Annotated in this window: 24 protein-coding genes; 18 read left to right on the top strand and 6 right to left on the bottom strand. The window is 66.3% G+C overall.

The window, feature by feature from the left end:
• Window positions 1–53: 53 nt before the first annotated feature.
• The gene (locus MNAB215_RS25060; protein ID WP_077081185.1) at window positions 54–236 is read right to left on the bottom strand and encodes a hypothetical protein; all 183 of its coding nucleotides are present in this window, start codon (window positions 234–236) and stop codon (window positions 54–56) included.
• 160 nt (window positions 237–396) lie between these two features.
• Between MNAB215_RS25060 and MNAB215_RS25055 the strand changes: the two genes are divergently transcribed.
• Together MNAB215_RS25055 and MNAB215_RS25050 are read left to right on the top strand one after the other, a co-directional pair.
• Entirely contained in the window at window positions 397–819 is a 423-nt protein-coding gene (locus MNAB215_RS25055) for a PPOX class F420-dependent oxidoreductase (protein ID WP_077081184.1), read from the top strand.
• 73 nt (window positions 820–892) lie between these two features.
• Entirely contained in the window at window positions 893–3,148 is a 2,256-nt protein-coding gene (locus MNAB215_RS25050; RefSeq protein WP_077081183.1) for a molybdopterin-dependent oxidoreductase, read from the top strand.
• A 14-nt stretch (window positions 3,149–3,162) separates the two neighbouring features.
• Here the strand turns inward: MNAB215_RS25050 and MNAB215_RS25045 are convergent, their stop codons facing one another.
• Both MNAB215_RS25045 and MNAB215_RS25040 read right to left on the bottom strand, forming a co-directional pair.
• Window positions 3,163–4,008, bottom strand: coding sequence for an SDR family NAD(P)-dependent oxidoreductase (locus MNAB215_RS25045; RefSeq protein WP_077081182.1), 846 nt, complete (start codon window positions 4,006–4,008; stop codon window positions 3,163–3,165).
• Window positions 4,009–4,119: 111 nt separating this feature from the next.
• Window positions 4,120–4,323, bottom strand: a complete 204-nt coding sequence (locus MNAB215_RS25040; protein ID WP_077081181.1) for a hypothetical protein — start codon at window positions 4,321–4,323, stop codon at window positions 4,120–4,122.
• A gap of 119 nt (window positions 4,324–4,442) precedes the next feature.
• Here MNAB215_RS25040 and MNAB215_RS25035 point away from each other — a divergent pair, with 119 nt between their 5' ends.
• Entirely contained in the window at window positions 4,443–7,214 is a 2,772-nt protein-coding gene (locus MNAB215_RS25035) for an FHA domain-containing protein (RefSeq protein ID WP_165691611.1), read from the top strand.
• Between the two features lie 46 nt (window positions 7,215–7,260).
• Here MNAB215_RS25035 and MNAB215_RS29865 read toward each other — a convergent pair whose 3' ends face one another.
• Window positions 7,261–7,425, bottom strand: a complete 165-nt coding sequence (locus MNAB215_RS29865) for a hypothetical protein (protein WP_165691610.1) — start codon at window positions 7,423–7,425, stop codon at window positions 7,261–7,263.
• 184 nt (window positions 7,426–7,609) lie between these two features.
• Here MNAB215_RS29865 and MNAB215_RS25030 point away from each other — a divergent pair, with 184 nt between their 5' ends.
• The 10 genes from MNAB215_RS25030 to fadD1 all read left to right on the top strand — a co-directional run bounded on the left by MNAB215_RS25030 (window position 7,610) and on the right by fadD1 (window position 18,083).
• Window positions 7,610–8,803: a tetratricopeptide repeat protein gene (locus MNAB215_RS25030; RefSeq protein WP_108637701.1), complete on the top strand. Its 1,194-nt coding sequence runs from the start codon at window positions 7,610–7,612 to the stop codon at window positions 8,801–8,803.
• 167 nt (window positions 8,804–8,970) lie between these two features.
• Window positions 8,971–10,149, top strand: a complete 1,179-nt coding sequence (locus MNAB215_RS25025) for an acyl-CoA dehydrogenase family protein (RefSeq protein WP_077081179.1) — start codon at window positions 8,971–8,973, stop codon at window positions 10,147–10,149.
• Window positions 10,150–10,158: 9 nt separating this feature from the next.
• The gene (locus tag MNAB215_RS25020; protein ID WP_077081178.1) at window positions 10,159–11,301 is read left to right on the top strand and encodes an acyl-CoA dehydrogenase family protein; all 1,143 of its coding nucleotides are present in this window, start codon (window positions 10,159–10,161) and stop codon (window positions 11,299–11,301) included.
• A complete protein-coding gene (locus MNAB215_RS25015) occupies window positions 11,298–11,798 on the top strand; it encodes a MaoC family dehydratase (RefSeq protein WP_077081177.1) in 501 nt (166 codons plus the stop codon). Before MNAB215_RS25020 ends, MNAB215_RS25015 begins: the two co-directional genes overlap by 4 nt.
• Entirely contained in the window at window positions 11,795–12,238 is a 444-nt protein-coding gene (locus MNAB215_RS25010) for a MaoC/PaaZ C-terminal domain-containing protein (RefSeq protein ID WP_077081176.1), read from the top strand. The genes MNAB215_RS25015 and MNAB215_RS25010 overlap by 4 nt, the downstream gene beginning before the upstream one ends.
• Window positions 12,235–13,437: a thiolase family protein gene (locus tag MNAB215_RS25005; protein WP_077081175.1), complete on the top strand. Its 1,203-nt coding sequence runs from the start codon at window positions 12,235–12,237 to the stop codon at window positions 13,435–13,437. Before MNAB215_RS25010 ends, MNAB215_RS25005 begins: the two co-directional genes overlap by 4 nt.
• A gap of 4 nt (window positions 13,438–13,441) precedes the next feature.
• Window positions 13,442–13,846: a Zn-ribbon domain-containing OB-fold protein gene (locus MNAB215_RS25000; RefSeq protein ID WP_077081174.1), complete on the top strand. Its 405-nt coding sequence runs from the start codon at window positions 13,442–13,444 to the stop codon at window positions 13,844–13,846.
• A gap of 29 nt (window positions 13,847–13,875) precedes the next feature.
• Window positions 13,876–14,835, top strand: coding sequence for an alpha/beta hydrolase (locus MNAB215_RS24995; RefSeq protein ID WP_077082313.1), 960 nt, complete (start codon window positions 13,876–13,878; stop codon window positions 14,833–14,835).
• Window positions 14,832–16,430 carry a flavin-containing monooxygenase gene (locus MNAB215_RS24990; protein ID WP_077081173.1) on the top strand — a complete coding sequence of 533 codons (1,599 nt, stop codon included), beginning with the start codon at window positions 14,832–14,834 and terminating at the stop codon, window positions 16,428–16,430. Before MNAB215_RS24995 ends, MNAB215_RS24990 begins: the two co-directional genes overlap by 4 nt.
• A 36-nt stretch (window positions 16,431–16,466) precedes the next feature.
• Complete coding sequence (gene fadD1, locus MNAB215_RS24985) at window positions 16,467–18,083, top strand: fatty-acid--CoA ligase FadD1 (protein WP_077081172.1); 1,617 nt, start codon at window positions 16,467–16,469, stop codon at window positions 18,081–18,083.
• A gap of 1 nt (window position 18,084) precedes the next feature.
• Here fadD1 and MNAB215_RS24980 read toward each other — a convergent pair whose 3' ends face one another.
• Window positions 18,085–18,948, bottom strand: a complete 864-nt coding sequence (locus MNAB215_RS24980; RefSeq protein WP_077082312.1) for a DMT family transporter — start codon at window positions 18,946–18,948, stop codon at window positions 18,085–18,087.
• Window positions 18,949–19,019: 71 nt separating this feature from the next.
• Here MNAB215_RS24980 and MNAB215_RS24975 point away from each other — a divergent pair, with 71 nt between their 5' ends.
• The gene (locus tag MNAB215_RS24975; protein WP_077081171.1) at window positions 19,020–19,760 is read left to right on the top strand and encodes an SDR family oxidoreductase; all 741 of its coding nucleotides are present in this window, start codon (window positions 19,020–19,022) and stop codon (window positions 19,758–19,760) included.
• Here the strand turns inward: MNAB215_RS24975 and MNAB215_RS24970 are convergent.
• Window positions 19,757–20,293 (bottom strand): hypothetical protein, encoded by a 537-nt coding sequence (locus MNAB215_RS24970; RefSeq protein WP_077082311.1) that lies wholly within the window; start codon window positions 20,291–20,293, stop codon window positions 19,757–19,759. The genes MNAB215_RS24975 and MNAB215_RS24970 overlap by 4 nt on opposite strands.
• A 134-nt stretch (window positions 20,294–20,427) precedes the next feature.
• On the opposite strand from MNAB215_RS24970, the gene MNAB215_RS29530 reads away from it, so the two are divergent.
• The 4 genes from MNAB215_RS29530 (at window position 20,428) to MNAB215_RS24955 (ending at window position 24,544) form a co-directional block, all read left to right on the top strand.
• Window positions 20,428–20,730: a hypothetical protein gene (locus tag MNAB215_RS29530; protein WP_131829170.1), complete on the top strand. Its 303-nt coding sequence runs from the start codon at window positions 20,428–20,430 to the stop codon at window positions 20,728–20,730.
• Between the two features lie 53 nt (window positions 20,731–20,783).
• Window positions 20,784–22,406, top strand: a complete 1,623-nt coding sequence (locus MNAB215_RS24965) for a class I adenylate-forming enzyme family protein (RefSeq protein WP_077081170.1) — start codon at window positions 20,784–20,786, stop codon at window positions 22,404–22,406.
• Window positions 22,393–23,166, top strand: a complete 774-nt coding sequence (locus MNAB215_RS24960) for a class II aldolase/adducin family protein (protein WP_077081169.1) — start codon at window positions 22,393–22,395, stop codon at window positions 23,164–23,166. Before MNAB215_RS24965 ends, MNAB215_RS24960 begins: the two co-directional genes overlap by 14 nt.
• A gap of 109 nt (window positions 23,167–23,275) precedes the next feature.
• Window positions 23,276–24,544 carry an amidohydrolase family protein gene (locus MNAB215_RS24955; protein ID WP_077081168.1) on the top strand — a complete coding sequence of 423 codons (1,269 nt, stop codon included), beginning with the start codon at window positions 23,276–23,278 and terminating at the stop codon, window positions 24,542–24,544.
• Window positions 24,545–24,593 lie beyond the last annotated feature (49 nt).

The following is a 24,593-nucleotide window of genomic DNA, read 5'->3' as shown; positions in this document are numbered from 1 at the left end:
TCACCTCGCCGCGAATGGCGAGGAATCACGGACCGGTAGCCGAAAAGGGATACTTACCGGACGAGGTAGGGCCGGAATCCGTGCCGGGAAACCGGCGTCACTCCGTTGAGGTCGAAGACGGCGGTCAGCGCCCGCAGCAGGGCAGGTGACCAGTCTTCGAATGGCGCGGCCTCTACCCGGTCGAGTAGTTCGGCGCGCAGGAATTCGATATTCGTCGGCTGCTGGTGGTCGGTCAACGAAAAATACTTTCTGAAGATCTACGGTTTTGGATACGAACGCTAGGACCGACACCTTGTCCGTGCCTAGCTAACTTGTCATATTCACATGTATTTCCGAGCTACCGGCCTCGGAGCCGCTTGCGGGAATGAATTGTCACGCCGGAAGGTCGAACAACGCATGAAGCTCAACGACGCAGCGCGCAACCTGATTGGCCAGGGTGCCGACGCCACCCTGGTCACCCTGAATCCCGACGGCAGCCCCCAGGTGAGTCTGGTCTGGGTAGCGCTGCAGTCGACGCCCGACGGAGACGAACTCGTCACCGCACACCTCGCCGAGCACAAAAAGGTGCGCAACGTCCGTCGCGATCCCCGTGTGGCGGTCACCATCGTGTCGCTCGATAGGGGCCAAGCCATGCGGCCTTACCTGTCCGTCAACGGAACCGCGCGAATCGTCGAGGGCGGCGCCCCTGAACTTCTCAAGGAGCTCAACCCGATTCTGGGCGACCCGAACCTGAAATTCCCGCCGGACGACGCACCGCCGGGGGTTCTCACCCGCATCCGCATCGACAAGGTCGGCGGCATCGGGCCCTGGGCAACCTGACACGCGATCGTCCTGGCGAGACTGAGTCAGTCACCGGCTTCCGCGACGGGCAGTAGCGGAATACAGTGGGCAGGTGGCGACTGGCGATGACGGCAGGCACGTACGCACGTGCCCCTTGTGTGAAGCCATGTGCGGTTTGGAGATTCAGGTCGAAGCCGGCAGGGTCACCAGCATCCGCGGTAACCGCGACGACGTGTGGAGTCGAGGGCATCTGTGCCCTAAGGGTGTGTCGTTGGGCGCCGTGCACCACGATCCCGACCGAATCCGCAGCCCGCTGATCAAGGTCGACGGCCACTGGCAAGAGGTCAGCTGGGACAAGGCATTTCGCCGGTGCACCGAGCTGCTGACTCCGGTGATCGAGAAGTACGGGATCGGTGCGGTGACCGCCTACACCGGCAACCCGCTGGCGCACTCGTTTTCACTGGCTCGGTATGCCGGCGTGTTGATGGGCATGTCCGGGATGCCGGTCACGTATTCCCCGGGCACCGTAGACCAATGGCCGAAGAACCTGTCGTCGCACCTGATGTATGGCCTCTGGTGGAACTTCCCCGTGCCCGACATCGAGCGGACCGATTTGCTGGTCATCATGGGTGCCAACCCCGCCGCGTCACAGGGTTCGCTGCTGGCCGCCCCGGACGTGATGGGGCTGATCGAGGGAATTCGCGAACGCGGCCGGGTGATCGTTATTGATCCGGTGCGCACGCAGACCGCGGCCCGGGCCGACGAGTGGCTCCCCATCGTGCCGGGCACCGACGCGGCACTGCTGCTGGCGGTCGCTCACACGCTCTTCGAGGAGGACCTGGTCAATCCCGGGCCGCATGTGGATGGTGTCGACACGATGCGCGGGGTCGCCGCGGACTGGCCGCCGAGCCGGGTGAGCGCCGTCACCGGCATCGACGAAGACCGCATCCGGCGCTTGGCGCGCGAACTCGCCGGCGCCGAAAAATCGGTGGTATACGGCCGAATTGGCTTGTGCAACCAGGAGTTTGGCAGTCTGGCCAGTTGGCTGGTGGATGTGATCAATATTCTGACTGGCCATTTCGACGTCCCCGGTGGGGCAATGTTCCCCAAGCCCGCGGCCTGGTCGATCACTGCGCAGCCGCTGCCCGGACTCGAGGGCGGGCTCCCGGAATTCGGCCGCTGGCACACGCGGGTTCGTGGCGCGAAGGAGGTCCTCGGCCAGGCCCCGGTGTCGTGCATGACCGAAGAAATCGCCACACCGGGCGACGGGCAACTCAAGGCGCTGATCACGATCGCGGGCAATCCGGTGTTGTCCACGCCCGGCGGCGACAAGCTCGACGAAGTGCTGCCGATGCTGGAAGCGATGATCTCCGTTGACCTCTGGCTCAATGAGACGACGCGACATGCCGACGTCATCCTCCCCGGCCTCTCGCCGCTGGAACAGGCCCATCACGACGACCTGATCCTGTTATTTGCCATCCGCAGCATTGCGAATTATTCAGCGCCGATCTTCGACCCGGGTGACCGCCCGCACGAGTGGGAGATCCTGATCCGGCTGACCGGCTTGTGTACCGGCACCCCTGCCGAAGACGTCGATGTCGCCGCGATCGACGATGGCTTTTTCGACTACCTGGCGTTCACTCGCGGACTCGACGGCGCCGAGATCCGTAAGCTCTACGACGATGCCGGTTTAAAAGGCGGCCCGGAGCGGATGCTCGACCTGACGTTACGAACCGGCCCCTTCGGGGACCAGTACGGCGAGCATCCCGGCGGCCTCACGCTGGACATGCTCAAGGCGAATCCGAATGGCATCGACTTCGGGCCGATGACGCCGCAGGTGCCCGACATCCTGGGCACCCCGGACAAGAAGATCCGCCTGGCCCCGCAATACCTGCTTGATGATCTGCCGCGGCTGGCGGCACGCCTGCACCGGCCCGTTGAACCATTGGTTCTGGTGAGCCGCCGGCACTTGCGCTCGAACAACACCTGGCTGCACAACGTGCCCGCCCTGATGAAGGGCAGGGATCGCTGCACGCTGCTGATCCACCCCGACGATGCGGCGCGCTGCGGCATTGGCGACGGCGATACGGTCACAGTGAAATCGGAGGCGGGGGAGATCAAGGTCCCCGTTGAGACCACCGATGCAATCAAACCGGGAGTCGTGTCGATGCCACACGGCTGGGGACATGGAAAACCGGGGACCCGCATGTCGGTCGCCAATGGCTCTCCAGGCGTGAATACCAATGTGCTTTCCCCGCCGACATTTATCGACGAGCCCTCCGGCAACGGTGCCCTCAACGGAATTCCGGTAATGATCATCGACGATCGATCTCGATACCTGGCCGGCCAACCCGTTGACGCACAATAACTTTGGTGCTCCGGTCAGGGAGCGATGGGGCGGTTCGTCCACTCTCTGCCGGCTCGGCGTGATGAGCGGAACCAGCCGCCCGCCGCACCCGTGCCGCCGTCGGTCGGGATGGTGTGGCCGGTGACGAACGCCGAAAGGTCCGAGGCCAGAAATAAAATCACGCTCGCCTGATCCTCGGGTACTCCCATGCGTCCCACCGGAACCCACTGCGGCCACTGGGCCTGCTCGTCGGGGGAGAGCCACTGCGAATAGGGCACCTGAAGCGTTTCGGTGACATCGGGACCAATTGCGTTGACCCGCACGCCGTCGCCACCCACCTGGACCGCGAGGCTGCGGGTGAATTGAATGACCGCCGCTTTGAACGCCGCGTACACCGGATCCTCCGGATAACCCCGAAGCCCTTCGACGGACGAGACGTTGACGATCGCGCCACGGTGCCGTCCGATCATCGCCGGCAGGAAAGCCCGAGTCACCAGGAACACATGGTGCAGGTTGATGCGGTAGAGCTCGTCCCATTGCTGCGGGTCGGTGTCGACGAAACTGCCCGGGTGATGCAGCCAGTGGCCGACGTTGTTCACCAGCACGTCCACCCGGCCGAACCGATCCAGCACCCATCGGGCGAATTCGTCGACCTGATCGGCGTCGCGGACGTCAGCGATGTACGGCACCGCGGACCCACCCGACGTGGTGATCTCGTCGGCGGTCCGTTGCGCAAGCCCGGCATCGACATCAGCGATGACCACCTGGGCTCCGTGTCGCGCGAACAGATGCGCGGTCGCGGCTCCGATCCCGCCGCCGCCCCCGGTCACCACCGCAACCCGATCGGCCAACAGCGCGCCGTCGTGAATTAAGTGCTCCATGCTCAACATCTTCGGGCATCTGCCGCGCTGAGCTGCCCTCACCTAGGCGGCGGTCCGGCTGAGCAGCGAAAGCCTATGCACTGCATGCCGTTTCGGGAATTACCTCTCGCACTACCGCCCGTCGAACTCCGCCTCGTCGATCGGCACCGCCTCGCGCTGGTCCTGCCAGTCCGAGAATGTCGTCTCCAGCGGCACGTCGCTCTCGTCGAGGCGCACAGGGGCATCGTCGCCGGACAATGCATCGCCGGTCGACTGATTTTGCTCGACCGCGTCGGCCACGGGCACATCGTCGGGGAATCCCTCGGTGTCGTGCATGGACGGCCGGTTACCCGCGGCACCGCTCCCAAAAACCGGCGTGCGCTTTTGGCCCGCCCGCGGCAATCCGTCGTGTCGAGCAGTCCCCGTAGCGGGCCGATGGCCGTACAGTTGGGCGAGTGAGCCCACCAGCCCCACCCGTGCTGACTGTGCGCTATGAGGGAGCCGAGCGCACCTTCGCCGCAGGCAACGATGTCGTCATCGGGCGCGATCTACGGGCCGACGTGCGTGTCGCGCATCCATTGATCTCTCGCACCCACCTGCTGGTCCGATTCGACCAGGGCCGATGGGTCGCCATCGACAACGGCAGCCTCAACGGGCTCTACGTCCACAATCGCCGCGTGCCGGCCGTCGACATCCAGGACGGTCTACGCATCAATATCGGGAATCCGGACGGTCCGACGGTCAGCTTCGAGGTCGGTCGCCACCTGGGTTCAGCCGGGCGCCCCCCCTTGACGACGTCGATCCCGATCTCCACCCCGATGGGCGGGCCGAACGGACCGCGGCCCCCGGCACCGGGCCCTCCGCAAAGTCCCCAGCAAAGTCCCCCGCAAACCGGCGGCCTTCGGGCCGGCCCGCCGCAACAGGCGCCGTCGGGTCCGATCCGGCCACAGCCGGCGTATCCACCCACGACCGCACTGCCCGCTCAACCGTCGGGCCCCCTACCGAGTTACCCGTCGGGTCAACTGCCGAGCGCCCCGTCAGGACAACTGCCGAGCACTCCGCCCGGGCCGGTGTCCAACCCCCCGTCGGGTCCCCTGCAGCGCCCGCCGACCGGCGGCCTGCCGTCCGCACCGCCCACCGGACAGCAATCGTCGCCGCACATTTACCGGGCGCAACCCGCACAAGCGGCGCCCCCCGCGTCGGGAGATCCCGAAACTGCCCGCGTGAGCAGCGGGGATGCGGCCAACATCGCGACGTCGATGATGAAGATCCTGCGCCCGAGCAAGACGACCGTGGGGTCGATGCCGGGCGCGATCAAGATCGGGCGGGCGAACGACAACGACATCGTCATTCCCGAGGTGCTGGCATCGCGCCACCACGCCACCTTGCTGCCGACGCCCAACGGCACCGAGATTCATGACAACCGCAGCATCAACGGAACCTTCGTCAACGGCTCCCGTGTCGACGTTGCCGTGCTCCGAGACGGTGACGTCGTCACCATCGGCAACATCGACCTCATCTTCGCCGGCGGCAACCTGGCTCGCCGCGACGAGACGGCGACCGCCACCCGCAGCGGCGGCCTCGACGTCCGCGGGGTCACCTGGACGATCGAGAACAACAAGACGCTGCTGGACGACATCTCGCTGTGCGCGCAGCCCGGCACGCTGACAGCGGTGATCGGCCCGTCGGGAGCGGGCAAATCGACCTTCGCCAGGTTGGTGGCGGGGTACACCAGTCCGACCACCGGCACGGTGGCGTTCGAGGGCCACAACGTTCATGCCGAGTACGCGTCGCTGCGCAGCAGGATCGGGATGGTGCCGCAGGACGACGTGGTGCATGGTCAGCTGACGGTGAGCCAGGCGCTGGGCTACGCCGCCGAGCTGCGGCTGCCGCCGGACACCACCAAGGATGACCGTGCCCAGGTTGTTGCCAGGGTGCTCGAGGAACTCGAGATGACCCAGCACTTGCAGACCCGGGTCGACAAGCTGTCGGGCGGTCAGCGCAAGCGTGCGTCGGTGGCGCTGGAGCTGCTGACCGGGCCGTCGCTGCTGATTCTCGACGAGCCCACGTCGGGGCTGGATCCCGCGTTGGACCGGCAGGTGATGACGATGCTGCGGCAGCTGGCCGATGCCGGCCGCGTGGTGCTGGTGGTCACCCACTCGCTGACTTATCTGGATGTCTGCGATCAGGTGCTGCTGCTGGCGCCGGGGGGCAAGACCGCGTTCTGTGGGCCGCCCAACCTGATTGGCGCGGCCATGGGGACGACGAACTGGGCCGACATCTTCAGTTCGGTCGCCGGCGACCCGGATTCGGCCAAGGCTCGCTACCTGGCGCACACGGGTCCGCCGCCGCCCCCGCCGCCGGCGGAGGCTCCCGCCGAGCTGGGCGACCCGTCGCACACCAGCCTGTTGCGTCAGTTCTCCACCATCGCCCGACGGCAGATCCGGTTGATCGTCTCCGACCGCGGCTATTTCGTCTTCCTGGCGCTGCTGCCCTTCATCATGGGTTCGCTGTCGATGTCTGTCCCCGGCGATGTCGGCTTCGGCATCCCGAATCCCGTCGGCAATGCGCCCACCGAGCCGGGGCAGATCCTGGTGTTGCTCAATGTCGGCGCGGTCTTCATGGGGACCGCGTTGACAATCCGCGACCTCATCGGTGAACGCGCGATCTTCATACGCGAACAAGCGGTCGGGTTGTCCACGTCCGCCTACTTGTTGGCAAAGGTGTGCGTCTACACGGTGTTCGCCGTCGTGCAGTCGGCCATCGTCACCGTGATCACGCTGCTGGGCAAGGGCGGACCGACGCAGGGCGCCGCGGCGCTGGGAAAGCCTCCGCTGGAGCTCTTCGTCGACGTCGCCGCGACCACCGTCGCCTCGGCGATGCTCGGCCTGGCCCTCTCGGCCATCGCGAAGTCCAACGACCAGATCATGCCCCTGCTGGTCGTGGCGGTGATGTCGCAGCTGGTGTTCTCCGGCGGCATGATTCCTGTCACCGGCCGCTTGGGTCTCGACCAAATGTCTTGGGTTACACCGGCGCGATGGGGTTTCGCGGCATCGGCGTCCACCATCGACCTGATCAAGTTGGAACCAGGCCCGCAGGTCCCGAAGGACGCGCACTGGCATCACAATGCCGGCACCTGGTGGTTCGACATGGGCATGCTGATCGCAATCAGCGTTTTCTACCTGGGCTTCGTGCGCTGGAAAATTCGCCTCAAGGGCGGCGGCTGAGCAAGCGCGAAGACGGGGGGCTGGGCTTTCTCAAGCCCCCGCTGCGTCAAGCGCCTTTGCGAATGACTTCGTCGGCGGCGGCGTGCATCCGGGCGGACAACTGCAAGAGACCATGTTCGCCCACCCCGTTTGGCAGGGTGTACGCCAGCTGCCGCAGCTCCACAGCACAGTTGCGCAATTCCTGGCGAAGGCGTGTCTCATTAGTAGCCATGACTACTCCCTAGGGCTGGAAGCGATCGGGGCTGGTTTTTGGAACCAGTCGATTTAACAATCTTCGCAGGGGTGCCCCGTAACTGCGATGGTGACGAGGGGTTTTAACGGGAGTTTGACAGCGTATTTACAGTTCCGTGCATTGGTGAGTTGCTTTCGGCGCGGTGGTCGCCTTACATCGGGGCATGGGGGCTATGGACGACGTCGACGATGGCGCCGGTGCCGACGACACCGCTGCCGCACTGCATGAGCAGATGAACGCGCGCCATGCGGCCGGGGATCTGGCCGGCGCGTTGGCCGTCGCCGAGCAGCTCCTGGCCGAGAGCCGGCAGAGGCTCGGCCCACAGCACCCGGACGCCCTGTCGCTGGCCGTCGCGATCGCCAACTGGCGACAGCACCTCGGCGACCTGGCCGCCGCGGCGGAAGAGTTAGGACGGCTTCTTCCCCTGCTCGAAAGCGAGCTGGGTGCCGATCACGTCGACACCGTGAGCGCCCGTCACATGTTGGCCAGCTATGCCGGGCCCGGAACCGACCCGCTGGCCGCGCTGATCACGTGGATCCAGTTGTTCGCGGTAGAGCAGCGCGTGTTTGGTGCCGAGCATGAGACGACGCTGGGGGCGCGCCATAACGTGGCGATCTGGCGCCGCCACCTCGGCGACGTGGTCGGCGCAGTCGACGAGATGGCGCAGGTGGCGGCTTACCGCTGGCGAGTGCTCGGTGAGGCGCATCCCGATACGCTGGTCAGCCGGTTGGCATCGGCGACATGGCGCGGGGATGCCGGTGACACGGGAGCTGCTCTGGCCGACCTCATTGCGCTGGTTCCCTTGCTTGGCAATGCTTTTGGTTATGAGGACGAGCAGACGCTCAGCGCTCGGTACCTGTGCGCGCTCTGGGGCCAAGACCTCGAGAGCCGGGAGCTGGAGGTCGTCGCCGACTGGGCCGTTCTGGTTGACGATGAAATACGCGCGCTGGGCGTCGACCATCCGTTGACCGTTGCCGCACAGACAGCGCTTGCGGCCCGGCGCGCCGAATGGGAGGCCTCGCTCGACGAGGGCGGGTGCCCAGCCGAACAGCGCTCGGCCGTCGAGGACCTGATGGAGCGCGTCATCGTGATGAAGCGGGAGACCGCGGACCGCAGCAGGGAATTCGGCGACGAATCGCTTCCGGTGCTCCGCGCCCGATACGACCTGGCCCGCGCGTTGTGGAGCGGTAATCAGTACACCGGCGCGGCGATCGCTACGGATCGTCTGCTCGATGATTGCCTGCGGATCGTCGGTGACCAACACGAACTGACTGTCGCGACGCGTGCGCTCCAGGCGCCGGCCAAGCACCGTGCACCGGCAAACCCCGCGGACACACGTTCACAGACCGGCGCTTGACGCCCGTCAGGGCTGCGCGGCAACGACAGTCGCGAGTGCCTCGACAGACTTCCCGGTGAGTGGGCGTCAGCTCCAGCCCCCAGTGGCCCCGGGCGTAACGTGAGGTCGAATTCGCGGGCGAACATCGCAATGGCATTACCCTGGCGCTGCCTAATGAAAGGGGCGGAGTGGATTTCGCATTCGACGACGGTCAGCGCGCATGGCTGGCCGAGGTCCGCGAATTCCTGCACGAAAACGTCACCGCCGAATTGCAGGCCGAGCTCGCCGAGCACGATCTGGAGTTTCCCAACGGAGAGGTCGCCCGCTTTCGTCGCAAGATCGGCGAGAAGGGCTGGTTCGGGCTGAACTGGCCGCGCGAATATGGGGGCCTTGGCTTCGGGGCCGTCCATCAGCACTTGCTGATGAGCGAGTTCGAATACTGGGGCGTGCCGGGTCCCGACCTGACGGTCACGTCGGTGGCGCCGATGATCATGCGGCACGGCACCGAGCAGAACAAGAACGAATGGCTGCCGTTGATCGCCAAGGGCGAAATGATCTGCGCGGTAGGCTATTCCGAGTCTGAGGCCGGAACCGACCTGGCGAGTCTGCGGACGCGCGCCACGCGGGACGGCAATGAGTGGGTGATCAACGGCGCCAAGATCTGGAACAGCGGCGCGCAGCGCGCGACCCACGAGTGGCTCTGCGTCCGTACCGATCCCGACAGCGCTCGGCATCGGGGGATCTCGGTGATCATCGTCGGAATCGACAGCCCCGGCGTGACGATCCGCCCGCTGTACGCGTGGTCGGGCTACCGCACCAACGAGGTGCATTTCCAGGACGTCCGGGTCCCCGTCACGAATCTGGTCGGCGAGATCGACCGCGGCTGGACCTACATCACCGGCGCGCTGGATCTGGAACGCGGTGCGCTGACCAATGCCGGTGATCTGCGTCGCGCCGTCGACGAGCTGTGCGAACTCGCCTGGCGCCCGACGCGCGACGGTTCGGTGCCCGCGGACAACGCGGCCCTTCGCCGCCGACTGGCGCAGGCCGAAGCCGATGTGGAGGTCGCCACGCTGATGGGCTACGAGGCCGCGTCGATTCTGGACAGTGGTGTCATCCCCACCGTCGAGGTCAGCGTCGAGAAGGTCTTCACCAGTGAGCTACGTCAGCGCATCGCCGACCTGGCGCTCGATGTGCTGGGTCCGGACGGCCTGTTGGCACATCGGAGCCAAAAGGCGCCCCTGACAGGCAAGTTCGAGCGGTTGTATCGGGCAGCCCCGCTGATGCGTTTCGGCGGCGGCACAAACGAGGTCTTGCGGGACATCATCGCCGCGCGCGGTCACGGAATGCCGTCGTATGGCCGTTAGCCCGAAAGCATGAAAGCGATACCCACCGCCGAGCAGCGCGAGTTCGCCGCGTCGCTGCGGGCCCTGCTGTCCGCGGAGAGCCCGGTGAGTCTGGTGCGGGCGCTGGATGATCCCCACGCGGACCGCAGCACCCCGATGCTGTGGAAGGCATTGGCCGACGCCGGTGTGTTCGGGTTGGCGATCGCCGAGGAGTACGGCGGCTCGGGCGGCTCATTGCAAGACCTCGCCGTGTTCTATGCGGAGGCCGGTCGGGCTCTGTGTCCCACGACGGTGCACAGCAGCGTTCACGCCGCACTGGCCATCGATCAGCTCGGCTCGCCCGATAACAAGGCCGCCTGGCTACCGCGGCTGGTGAGCGGCGCTATTCGCGGCACCACAGCACTGTGCAGCGCCCGCGACGCCGCTATCGTCGTGCCGGTGCTGCGGGCCGACTCTGCCCCAACACACTGGCGGCTCAACGGGACTGCCGACTACGTCGCCGACGCCGACGTCGCGGACCTCCTTGTGGTGTCGGCCACCACACGCGAGCGCACGGTGGTGTTCGTCGTCGACGCGCATGCCACCGGTCTGTCGATGGAGCCACTCGAGTTGGCGGGCGCACACCGCGCTTTCACCGTGCAATTCGACGACGTGGCCGTGACGGCCGACGCGGTACTCGGTGACGAGCAGGCCGGCGTCGGTCAGGACGCGCTGCGCCGGGTCGCCAATACGGCGGTGGCATTGGCATCGCTCGACTTGGTCGGGATCGGCGAAGCGGTACTGGAACGCACTGTCGACTACACCAAGCTGCGTCACCAGTTCGGCCGACCCATCGCCTCCTTCCAGGCCGCGCAGCATCTGGTCGCCAACATGCACATCGCCTTGGCCGCAGCGCGACTGGCCGCTCAGTCGGCGGTGTTCTGGATTGCGCACGGCCGGACGGCGACCCGGGAAACCGCCGTCGCGCGCATGCACGCCGCCGCCGCGGCCAGGCTGATCACGCTCGACGCCCACCAGCTCCATGGCGGGATCGGCTACGTGACGGAGACGGACCTGCATTTGTGGAGCGAGCGGGCACGACTGGGTTCGACGCTCGGCGGAGGAGCCGACGTCGCCGCGGCCTGGCTGGAGGAGACCTTGGCAGACACCGCAGCACGAAGGGAACCCCGGTGAGCGAGGACAGCTTGATCGACCCCGATTCGGCAGCACGGGTGGGCACGATCGCCGCATCCGCCACCGGCGAGGTGAACCAACGCGATTGGCAGCGGTGGGCGGCGGCAGTGGGGGACCACAACCCGCTGTGGTTCGATCCGGAACATGCCCGGGCCAACGGCTTTCGCGACATCATCTGCCCGCCCCTTTTTCTGCAGTACGCCGTGCTCGGTGTGACGCGTCTCGAGTCGCTGCGGCCCGACGGTTCCTCGGGCGCGGTCTCGGGCAGCCTCGCCTTTCCGCGCGCCCCCAAGCGGATGGCCGGCGGCGAGAGTTTCCAGTTTCACCTGCCCGCCTATCACCGCGACGAGATCGAAATGGTCCGCACCATCGAGTCGATCGTCGAAAAGCAGGGTCGCTCAGGTCGATTCGTTCTGGTCACCTGGCACACCGTGTATCGCAACCAGCACAGCGATCTGGTTGCCGAAGCGTCGACGTCGATGATCGCCCGGCCATGACCGAAGCGCAGGTGTTTTACGACGACATCGGGGTGGGGGAGCAGATGCGCCCGCTCACCGTCACTGTCGACAAGACCCAGTTGTTCTTTTTCAGCGCCGCCACCTACAACGGCCACCGCATTCACTACGACAAACAGTGGGCGCAGTCCGAAGGCTACGACGACGTCTTGGTCCACGGCCCGTTGCAGGCGGCGTTGCTGGCCCGCGCTATCGGCGAGTGGATCGGTGGTCGCGGGCGCCTGGTGTCGTTCTCGGTGCAGAACCGGGCGACCGCACTTCCCGGCGAATCGCTGACGTTCGGTGGGGTGGTCACCGGCAAGCGCCTCACCGATGACGGTGCCGGGTTGGTGGATCTGGACATCGCCGGCCAGCGCGGGGACACCATATTGATGCCCGGCACCGCGACGGTCCAGCTGCCCCGGCGCACAGGGCCGACGTGACGGGATTGCGCGGCGAAGCGGCCATCGTCGGCATCGCCGAGTTGCCCGCCGAACGCCGTCCGACCGGGCCGCCGCGTTTCACCCTGGACCAATACGCGCTGCTGGCGAAGATGGTGATCGACGACGCTGGAGTGGACCCGTCCTGCGTCAACGGACTACTCACCCACGGCGTGGCCGAATCGGCGATGTTCGCACCGGCGACCTTGTGTGAATATCTCGGTCTGGCATTGGATTTCGGCGAGCGGGTCGACCTGGGTGGGGCCACGTCCGCGGGAATGGTGTGGCGGGCCGCGGCGGCCATAGAACTCGGTGTCTGCGATGCGGCACTGGCCGTGGTGCCAGGATCGCTGTTCGTGCCGCAGTCGCAGCGGCGTCCGGCTCCCGAGCCGAATTGGTATGGGGCGTCGTCCAATAACTACGGGTCTCCGCAGGCCGAATTCGAGATCCCGTACGGAAACGTGGGCCAGAACGCGCCGTACGCGCAGATCGCTCAGCGCTACGCGGCCGAGTTCGGCTACGACCCCGCAGCGGTTGCCAAGATCGCGGTCGACCAGCGCACCAACGCGTGCGCACATCCGGGTGCGGTTTTCCACGGCACGCCCCTCACCGTCGACGACGTGCTGGACAGCCCGATGATCGCCGACCCGATCCACATGCTCGAAACCGTGATGCGCGTGCAGGGCGGAGTGGGTGTGCTGATCGTCAACTCCGACATCGCCCGCACCAGCCGCCATCGGCCGGTGTGGATCAAAGGCTTTGGCGAGCACATCGCGTTCAAGACCCCCACCTACGCCGACGACCTGCTGAACACGCCGATCGCCCGCGCCGCCGACAGGGCGTTCGCCATGTCCGGGTTCAACCGAACCGATGTCGATGTCGCATCGATCTACGACTGCTACACCATCACGGTCCTGATGAGCCTGGAGGACGCCGGCTTCTGCGCCAAGGGCACCGGCATGGCGTGGGTTACCGAGCGCGACCTGACCTTTCGCGGCGACTTCCCGCTCAACACCGCAGGCGGTCAGTTGTCCTTCGGTCAGGCCGGCATGGCCGGCGGCATGCACCACGTCGTCGACGGTGCACGCCAGATCATGGGCCGGGCCGGGGATGCGCAGGTGGCTGACTGCCACACCGCATTCGTCACCGGCAACGGCGGCATCATGAGCGAGCAGGTCGCGTTGCTGATGAGGGGGGACTGAGGCGATGACCGCTTATCCCGTTCCGGAACCCACGCCGGTCTCGCAGCCGTTCTGGGATGGCTTGGCGCAGCATCGAATTCTGGTGCAGTTCTCGCCATCGCTGGACCGTTACGTCTTCTATCCGCGCACCCTTGCCCCCGGGACGCTGGCAGACGACCTGGAATGGCGCGAAATCGACGGCGCTGGAACGCTATACACCTTCACCGTCGCACGCAGACCCACCGGTCCGCCCTGGGCCGACGCGGTACCGCAACTGCTTGCCGTGGTGCAGTGGGACGCCGGTCCACGGATCAGCACCGAATTAATTGAGGTCGACCCGGATGGCATTCGGATCGGCATGCGGGTGCAGCCCGTGTTCTACGATCTGCCGGAAGCCGGTATCACCCTGTTGAAGTACCGGCCCGCATGACCGGCTCAGTGGTGAGGGCGGAGGCGCGCATGGACGACCCCCTTAATGACACGGTGCAGGCGATGCTGGACCGGCTGAACGAGGGATTCCCCCGCGTCGAGCAGATGACCGGCGCGCAGGCCCGGGCGGCCGTCGCCGAACGCCGGATGCCCGTCGACAACCTCGGCGACGTGCGCAGCACCGTCGATCGCCTCGTTCCCGGGGACGACGGAGCCATCGGAGTGCGTATCTATTACCCGCATGGCGAACCCGCCGCCTTGCGGCCTGGGATCGTGTTCTGCCACGGCGGCGGATTCGTCTTCTGCGACATCGAGTCTCACGATGGGTTCTGCCGTGCCTTGGCACGCGGCACCCAGGCAGTCGTCGTCTCGGTGGGCTACCGGCTGGCACCCGAGCATCCCGCACCCGCGGCCGCGCTGGACGCCTTCGCGGCGTTCTGCTGGGCGGTCGAGCAGGCGACCGAGCTGGGTGTCGACCCGAAGCGCGTCGCGGTCGCCGGCGATAGCGCAGGGGGCAATCTTGCCGCCGTCACCGCCATTGTTTGCCGTGAGCGGGCAATCACCCCGCGGGTGGCGCAGGTGTTGCTCTATCCGGCGATCGCCCCGTCGTTCGAGACGGAGAGCTACCGCCGCTACGGCACCGGATACTTCAATACCCGCGCGTCGATGCAATGGTATTGGGGCCAATATCTCGGCGGTGAAATGGTTTTCGATCCACCCCACCTGGTGGCGCCGGCCCGGGCGGAGTCTCATGCGGGCCTGCCGCCCGCTGTCATCGTCACCGCGGGTTTGGATCCCCTGCACAGTGAAGGGTGCGACTACGCGCACCGATTGCGTGACGCGGGCGTGCCCGTCGTGCACCACGATTTCCCGGGGCTGTTCCACGGCTTCATGACCATCCAATCGTTCGCGCCGGCGAGCTCGGCGCTCGAGCTGGTCTGCGACGATCTGCGCCGGCTGCTCGACCGTTCCGAAAGTGTGTCGACGTGAGCCAATCGGACATCATCGTCATCGGCGCCGGATTCGCCGGGCTCTACGCCGTGCATCGCGCTGTCTCGGCAGGCCTTTCGGTGATCGCTCTCGAGGCAGCCCCGGACGTCGGCGGCACCTGGTACTGGAACCGTTATCCGGGCGCGCGGTGCGACGTCGAAAGTGTGGATTACTCTTACTCTTTCGACGAGGCGCTGCAGCAGAGCTGGACGTGGAGCGAACGGTTCGCGGCGCAGCCCGAAATCCTGGCCTATCTGCGCCACGTCGCCGATCGCTTCGATCTGCGCCGCCACTACCGCTTCGGAGTCGATGTCGTGGAGGCCGGATTCGACCGGGCCGACGGTCGCTGGCAGGTGCGCAGCGCGGAGGGCGACACCTTCGCCGCCCAATTTCTGCTCTGCGCAACGGGTTGCCTGTCGGCGGTGAACCGCCCGGCCATCCGCGGGATCGACGACTTCGCGGGCGAGATGTACTTCACCGCCGCGTGGCCGCGCGAGGACCCCGACCTGCGGGGCAAGCGGGTGGGCCTGGTCGGGACCGGCTCGTCGGGCATCCAGGTGGCACCGCTCATCGCGGCACAGGCCGACCAGCTGGTGGTGTTCCAGAGATCGCCGAACTACACCATCCCGATGCCCAACCGGCCATGGTCGGCCGAAGAACAGCTGCAGATTCAGCGGGAATATCCCGAGCGGCGGGAGGCCTCGGCGTACGCCTCAGCGGGCACACCGCACGGCACCTACCCCAAGAACGCCGTGGACACCGAACCCCAGGAACGCCTTGAGGCCCTGTGGAAGCGCTGGCGCGAGGGCGGTGTCCTGTTCGCGAAGACGTTCCCCGACCAGAACAGCAATCTGGCGGCCAACGACATTGCCAGGCAGTTCGCCGAGCAGCGCATCCGCGAAATCGTCACCGATCCCGTTGTCGCCGCGGATCTCATCCCCGTCGATCACCCGATCGGGACGAAACGGATCTGCACCGACACCGGTTACTACGCGACCTTCAATCGCAGCAACGTCCGGCTGGTCAACCTGCGTCGCGAACCGATCGACGCAATCACTCCCGACGGGGTACGCACCAGCGAAACAACCTACCGCTGTGACGTATTGGTCTTCGCCACCGGTTTCGACGCGATGACCGGCGCGCTGACCCGCATCGACCCGGTCGGGCCCAGGGGAGAGCGGCTGCGCGACCTCTGGGCCGACGGCCCGGTGACGTTTCTCGGTCTGATGGTCCCGGGACTGCCGAACCTGTTCACCATCAGCGGCCCGGGCGCCCCGTCGGTGCTGGCCAACATGGTGCTGCACGCCGAGGTCCAGGTGGACTGGGTGATGAATCTGGTTGTGGCCGTGCGCCAACGAGGGGTAAGCGAGGTCGAAGCGCGCCGCGACGCCGCCCGCTCCTGGACCGAGCAGGTGGCCGCGGCGGCCGAGCAGACGCTGTTCGGAAAAGCGGCGTCGTCGTGGTATCTGGGCGCCAACATCGAAGGCAAGAAACGCGTCTTCATGCCCTACACCGGAGGATTCGGCAACTATCGGCGCCGGTGCGACGAGGTGGCCCGCGCCGACTACGCCGGCCTGGTGATGACCACCCGCTGACCCATCCGACGAGTCCGAAAGAGGAAGTGAGACAAGGTGGTCGAAACAGTTCAGCAGCTGTTGCGGCAGCGCAGGCACGACGACAGCCCTGCGGTCGCATCCGGTGATCGCGTCTGGACCTGGCGAGAGCATCTGGCCGAAGCCGAGGCGGAGGCGGCGGTGCTGATCGGGCTCGCGGACTCGACCCGTCCATTGCATGTCGGTGCCCTGCTCGGCAACTCCCCGGCGATGCTTCGGGCGATGGCCGCCGCCGCACTGGGCGGGTATGTGTTGTGCGGAATCAACACGACCCGCCGCGGAACCGGCTTGCTCAGCGACATCCGGCGCTCCGACTGCCAAATCCTGCTTGTCGACACCGAGCATCGGGAGCTGTTAGAAGGCTTGGACCTCAACGGCATTCCAGTTCTCGACGTGACCGGGACCGGCTATATCGAGGCCGCCGCCGCGGCGCCACCCCTGGTGCCGCATCGCGAGGTCACCGGCCCCGACACCCTGATGATGATCTTCACCTCCGGCACCAGTGGCGATCCCAAGGCCGTACGGTTGGCGCACGCGATGGCGATCATGTGTGGCGCCAGCCTGATCTATCAGTACGACGTCACCGCCGACGATGTGTGCTACCTGGCGATGCCGTTGTTTCACTCGAATGGAGTGGCCGCCGGGTGGGCGGTCGCGATCGGCAGCGGCGCGACGATGGTGCCCGCGAAATTCTCACCGACGCGTTTCCTCGACGACGTACGGCGCCATCGCGTGACGTATCTCAACTACGTCGGCAAACCGCTCGCGTTGCTGCTGTCGACACCTGAGCGTCCGGACGACGCGGACAACACGCTGCGGGTGGCGTTCGGCAACGAAGCCACGGATCGCGATATCGCGGCCTTCGCGAAGCGATTTAGTTGCCGGGTGATCGACAGCTTCGGGTCCAGCGAGTTCGCGGTGATCGTTGTCCGCGAGGACGGCACCCCGCCCGGCTCGATCGGCAAACCCTATGCCGGAGTCAGCATCTACAACCCGGTAACCCTCACCGAATGCGACGTCGCGGAATTCGACGAACACGGCGCGTTGACCAACTTCGACGACGCGGTCGGCGAACTGGTCAACACCCAGGGCGCGGGACCGTTCGTCGGCTACTACAACGACCCGGGCGCCACCGCCGAGCGCATGCGACACGGCATGTACTGGTCGGGCGACCTGGCCTACCGCGACGCCGACGGCTGGATCTACCTCGCCGGCCGGACCGCGGACTGGATGCGGGTCGACGGCGAAAACCTCGCCGCGGCACCGATCGAGCGCATCCTCGAGCGAATGCCGCAAGTCAGCCAGGTCGCGGTGTACGCCGTGCCCGATGACAGTGTCGGCGATCAGGTGATGGCGGCCCTCGTGCTCCGCAAAGGAACGCAGCTGCAGCCACACGATCTCGGGGAATTCCTTGCCGCACAACCCGACTTGTCACCGAAGGCGTGGCCGCGCTTTGTGCGTGTCAACGACGACCTTCCGGCGACGGCCACCAACAAGATCCTCAAACGTGAGCTGATCGCTGCCGGTGCGAGCGCGCAGGGCGGTGTGCTGTTCGCCCGCCCGCCGCGCGGCACTACCTATACCATCGAGCTCGATATGCCGGTTGGGGCACAACCGCTTTCGACGACCAAGTAGTTCAGCCGGCTTCCGCGGACGCCGGCGGTTCGCCGAAGCGGGCCAGCATCAGTGTGCCCGATACCGCGACAACGAAGCCGGCTATCACCAACCAGCCCAGCCCTTCCCGTGCTGTGTCGCCCAGCCAGATCACCCCGACGAGGGCGGGCGCTATCGTTTCCCCGACGACCATGGCGGCCACCGTGGTGGTCACCGATCCGCGTTGCAACGCCGAGGTGAGCAACAGAAACCCGGCGAGCCCGCCGCCGGCCGAGGCGTACAGGGCCGGATTGGTGTAGAAAGCGGCCTTGGTCGGATCGATCTCGTCGAGCAGCCGCACCCCGATCTCGACGACACCGAAACCGCTTCCCGCGCTGAGCCCCAGAGCCAGCCCGCGCCCGCGAACGCCCAATCGGCCTGCGGCCGCACCGCAAATAAATATCGCGACCACCACGCCGATCAGCGCCCAGCCAAGCCAGGCCGGGCCATGGCGAAAGTGGCCGGGTCCAGCGGCCACAGCGAGCGCGACCAGGCTTGCGCAGACCACACCCACGGCCGCCCATTCGGCCGAGGAGAGCCGCGCCGACAGCACCCACGCGGACACGATCCCGGTCACGGCGATCGAGGCGGCCAGCGCGGCGGCGACGACATAGATGGGTACCAGCCGCAGTGCCATCACCTGCAGCAGAAAACCGAGGCCGTCAAGAGCGAAGCCGGCGAGGTAGCGCCACTGCCGCACAGCGCGCAACAACAGCATGGCGTCGACACCCGAGGTGCTGCCCGGTTCCACCGACCGCGCCGCGACGGCCTGAAATACCGTGGCCGTGCCGTAGCACACCGAGCAACCCAGGGCGAGCAGGAAACCGATCAGCACAGAGGAGACAATAGGCGCTCTCGCCGAATTTCCGCGCGCCTTGGGTTGTTTCAGGTGACGGGACACGTACAGAAGGGTGGGCGATGACGGGCATCGAGGGAAAAGTCGTGGCGATTACCGGAGCCAGCAGCGGAATCGGCGAGGCTACAGCCCGTCTGCTCGCCGAGCGCGGCGCGAGGGTGGTACTCGGCGCGCGTCGCGTCGAACGCCTCGATGACATCGCGCTTGAGATACGTGGGCACGGGGGAGAAGCCCTCACGTGTCGGACCGATGTCGCCCGCAGCGTGGACCTCGAGCGGCTCGTCGGAACGGCGATCGATCAGTTCCATCGCCTCGATGTGCTGGTGAGCAACGCCGGCATCAGCAAGATCGGGCCGATATCCGATCTGGACGTCGACGGCTGGTCGTCGATGATCGACGTCAACCTCCGCGGGGTGCTGCACGGCCTGGCGGCGGCGCTGCCGATATTTCGCCGCCAGGGCCACGGTCACTTTGTCACAACGGTGTCCACGGCGGGGCTCAAGATCGTGCCCACCATGGCGGTGTACGCCGCGACCAAGAACGCCGTCCGCACCCTCATGGAGGGCCTGCGCCAAGAGTCGACCGACGGCGTCGTGCGAACGACGTCGATATCGCCCGGCTTCGTCGATACCCAACTCGACGGCTCCATCGACGACGTCGAATTGAGAAGCCGGATCCGACGGGACATGACCGACTTCGGCATTGCCCCGGCGGCGGTCGCGCGAGCGATCGCATTCGCGATCGAACAACCCGACGATGTCGAGATCGGGGACATCACCATCCGCCCCACGGTCCAGGGCTAGTGGCGTGACACCGGCGACCATTGCCGACAGAGATAGTGCAGCACGACAGCGGTCACGATCCCGTAGCCAAGGTGCGGGATCACGTCGCTGATCCAATCGACGAGGCTCCAGGTCGTCGGGTCGGTAACCCCGAGGACGGTCATCGGTCCGTTGGTACCGATCAGCGCGAGGGCCGACGCGACCAGCGTGGCGATCAGCAGCCTTGGCCGCCACCCCAATGCGTACGCGAGCCCGAGAACCATGCCCATCCCGATGCCCGCCGCATATCCGGTGAGCGCGCCAAGACCCGAGATTCGGTTGGCCAGAGTGTCGCCGCTCCCTGGAACCGTCAAGCCGAACAGCCTCGCCATGGCCTCGACCGTCCGTTCGGGGGTGCTGCTGGTCGGACGGCCCCGCAGCGCAATGTCCAGGTAGGTGATCACGTTCAGTGCGGTGGTGCCCGCGGCGCCGGCGGCGGCGCCACTGAGCAGCCCGGGCCACACCTGTTGGCGGTGCGCCGGCGACCAAAGCCGGTCAATCCGACTGCTTTTCATGACGAACATCTCCTGTGCCGGCCAGCGCGCTGCGTATCCGGTAATGATAGGGGCGCGACCGGCCGTTACCAGTGTGTTTCGGTCTGTGCACAGGTCGGGGCCGGTTGCCCGGCAGTTACGTACACTTGGGAACTATGACCAATCGCAGAACCAGGACCCTCGCCGCGCTGTACGGCGGTGTGGCCGCGGTCGCGTTGGTGGCGGGGGCCGTGGGCGCCGAAAGTGGCCCGACCAAAGCGATGCATGCTGTATCCGCCGCGCCCGCGTCTCCGGGGGATACCTCCGCAGGAGGCGGCGCGGTGCGGGTGCACCCGACCATCTGCTGGCTCGGCGTGAACTGCGGGCCCATCAACAATCAGCCCCCGGCGCGCGGCACGCAGCACCCGAGTACACCGCCCGCTCCGCCGCCTCCTACTCCGGGACCCCAGAGTCCCTAGCCAGTAGGGCGACCTCTGACTGATCGCCAGAACACCGCTCCTATGATCTGGTAATGAGCGGCGGCGGGCTGGATACCGTGGGCTCGCCGGCCTTCACCGACGAGGACCCGACCCGGTTTCGCGCGGCCGGTTGGTGGTCGGATTTCACGCTGTCGGATGCGGTGCTCCGCAACGCCGAACGTTCGCCTGACCGCGCGGCCTACATCGATCATCCCGATGCTGGACTCAGCTGGCTTGAATTCGATGCCGCGGCAGAATATTTGGCCGGCCAGCTCGCTGGGTGCGGCATAGGGCGCGGCGATCGCGTTGCGGTGTGGCACGGCGACGCCACCGCCATCCACGTGCTGTTCGTCGCGATCGAACGCTGCGGTGCCGTCGTCGTCGGCCTGGGTGCGCGCGCCGGCGCCAGGGAAGCCGCTGCGATCCTGCGCAATTCGGAACCGAAGATCCTGATCAGCGATCTTTTGCGCAGCGATGCCGCGACCCAAGCCGCCTCGATGGCCGACCTTCCGGTGCCGGTGCTGGTCTCGGATCACGACACGGCACGTCTGGACGTGGCCGTCGAGCCCAAACCGCGCAGTGGCGCAGACCAACTCGGCGCCGACGACGTCTTCCTGATCAATTCCACATCCGGCACCACCGGCCTGCCGAAGTGCGTCGTCCACACCCAGAACCGGTGGTACTACTTTCACCAGAAGGCCGTCGCCAATGGGATGCTGACCTCTGAAGACGTGTTCTTGCCCGTCATCCCCACGCCGTTCGGCTTCGGACTCTGGACCAGCCACACCACACCCATTTATCTCGGTGCCACCGCGGTGATCCTGGGCCGCTTCACCACACAGGCGGCGGCTGAGGCGATAGACCGGCACAAAGTCACCGTGTTGTGTTGTGTCAGTACGCAATTGACGATGCTGATGGCCGATCGCGCGTGCCGGGACTACGACCTGAGTTCGCTGCGCGTGGTGTTCACCGGCGGCGAGGCGTTACCGTATCGGCCGGCCGCCGAGTTCGAGGAACTCACCGGCGCGAAGATCCTGCAGTTCTACGGCTCCAACGAAACCGGGTTGCTCAGCGCCACCACCGTGCACGACTCCGTGGAGCACCGGCTGCGCACCGCCGGCCGGATCGTGCCGGACATGTCGGTCCGGCTCTTCGACGGTGATCAGGACGTCACCGAGACGGGGCGGGGCCAGCCCGCGTGCCGGGGGCCGGCCACCAGCCTCGGCTACCTCGGCGGTACCGACCACGACAAGCTGTTCACCCAAGACGGGTGGATGCGCATGGGCGACATCTGCGAGATCGATCGCGACGGTTTCCTGCGCGTCACCGGCCGTACTTCCGACTTCATCCTGCGCGGCGGCAAGAACATCAGCGCGTCGCAGGTCGAAGACGTCGCCATGACCCATCCGTCCATCGCGCTCGCGGCGGCGGTGGCGATGCCGGACCCGGTGTTCGGTGAAAAAGTCTGTCTCTACACCGAGCTCGTCGACGCGGCGACCATCGATCTGCCCGCACTCGTCAAGCACCTGCTGGCACTCGGGGTTTCGAAAGAACTCCTGCCCGAACGGCTCATCGTGGTCGACGAGTTGCCCCGATCATCCGGTGGAAAGGTTGCCAAAGGCGAGCTCCGCCAGGATATTCGAGTAAGGATGGAGGCCGATGATGAACGCTCCTGACGCACGACGAGGTGGCCTGCAGGTGTGGGCCCCGTCGGTGGTGCCACCGATCGGCACGGATCTGTCCCACGAGCAGGCGCTCGCCGTGGCTTTCCGCCACCTGGCCGGTATCGGGTTCGCGGAAAACATGGCCGGGCACATCACCTGGCAGCAGGACGGGCAGTCGGACATGTTCGTCAACCCGTGGGGCCTGTGGTGGCAGGAACTCACCGCGTCAGACATCTGTGTGGTCGACAGCGAGGCGCGGGTGATCCGCGGTCGCTGGGATGTAACGCCGGCGATCCACATTCACACCGAGCTGCACCGTGTCCGCGACGACGCCCGGGTGGTCATCCACAACCATCCATATTTTGTCTGTGTGCTCGCCGCGCTGGGCAGGCTGCCCGAACTGCTGCATCAGACCGGTTCGCTGTTCCTCGATGACCTCTGCCTGGTCGACACCTACGACGGCGAAATCGACAGCCCGGCCCGCGCGGCCGAGCTCGCCGCGCGCATCGGCAACGCCAATCTGACGATCCTGGCCAATCACGGCGTCATCGCAACAGGCCGCAACCTGCCGGAGGCGGTCTACCGGGCGGCGTCGATCGAGCGGGTCTGCAAGCTGGCTTACGACGTGATGCTCACCGGCAAGGAGCCGGTCTCGATGAACTGGTCGGACATGGCCGGCATGCAACGCTCGCTGATCGAGCGCGCGGCCGACGTCTACTGGGCTGGCGCGGCGCGGATGACCATCAGGGCCGATCCCGACGTGCTCACGTGAGGGCGTTCGCCGACCGTGCGGCCAAGTCGGCAACCCGCCGTCCGGCGCGGCCGCCCTCGCGCTCTCGAAGCCGTCATCGCGCACTCGACGTCGAAGGAGATCGCCGACCATGAAATCGATCGACGAGTTGGCCTCGAACCTGAGCTTCACCACCGCCAAGACCGGTGGGGACCGCTCGGTCACCTTTCTGCCCGACCCGCCCCGAGCGGCGCGTCGCTACACGGTGATCTCGGCCGACGATCACATCGTCGAACCCCCGGACACCTTCACCGGGCGCCTGCCGCGCAAATTCGCCGAACGGGCTCCGCATGTCGTCGACACCGATACCGGTGGCCAGACCTGGGTCTACGACGATCGGGAACTGCCCAACGTCGGTTTCAACGCCGTCGTCGGGCGCCCGGTGTCCGAGTACGGCTTCGAACCCGTCCGCTTCGATGAAATGCGCAGGGGCGCTTGGGATATTCACGAGCGTGTCAAAGACATGGATCTGAACGGCATCTACGCGTCGCTGAACTTCCCGTCATTTCTGCCCGGGTTCGCCGGCCAGCGACTGCAGCAGGTGACCAACGATCGCGATCTGGCTTTGGCCTCGGTTCGCGCGTGGAATGACTGGCACCTCGAGGTCTGGGCGGGCTCGTACCCGGACCGGATCATCCCCTGCCAGCTGCCCTGGCTGCTGGATCCCGAATTGGGCGCCGCGATGATCCACGAGAACGCCGAGCGTGGCTTCCACGCCGTCACGTTCAGCGAGAACCCCGCGATGCTGGGATTGCCGAGCATCCACACCGGTCACTGGGATCCGATCATGGCGGCGTGCGCCGAGACTGGCACGGTGGTCAACCTGCACATCGGATCGTCTGGATCGTCGCCGTCCACCACCGAGGACGCGCCGCCGGACGTCCAGGGGGTGCTGTTCTTCGCGTATGCGATTTCGGCGGCAGTCGACTGGCTGTACTCGGGACTGCCGACCCGATTCCCCGACCTCAAAATCTGCTTGTCGGAGGGCGGTATCGGTTGGGTTGCCGGTTTGCTGGATCGCCTCGACCACATGCTCAGCTACCACGCGATGTACGGCACCTGGCAGGCATTGGGTGAGACACTAACGCCCGCAGAGGTTTTCACCCGCAACTTCTGGTTCTGCGCGGTGGAGGACAAGTCGTCGTTCGTCCAGCGCGACCGGATTGGCATGGACAACATCATGCTGGAAGCCGACTATCCGCATTGCGATTCGACGTGGCCGCACACTCAAGAAACCATCCACGAGCAAATTGGGGATCTACCGCAGGACGCGATCCGAAAGTTCACCTGGGAGAACGCTTCTCGCTTGTACCAGCATCCGGTGCCGGTCGAGGTGCAACGAGATCCCGAAGCATTCTGAAAACTACGGGCATGGACATTCGGCGGGGCCCGCGGCCGCGGCAATCCGA

This window comes from Mycobacterium numidiamassiliense (assembly GCF_900157365.1).
GTDB lineage: Bacteria > Actinomycetota > Actinomycetes > Mycobacteriales > Mycobacteriaceae > Mycobacterium > Mycobacterium numidiamassiliense.
The sequence above is the reverse complement of the archived record's forward strand: the minus strand, read 5'-3'. Positions and strand labels throughout refer to the sequence as shown.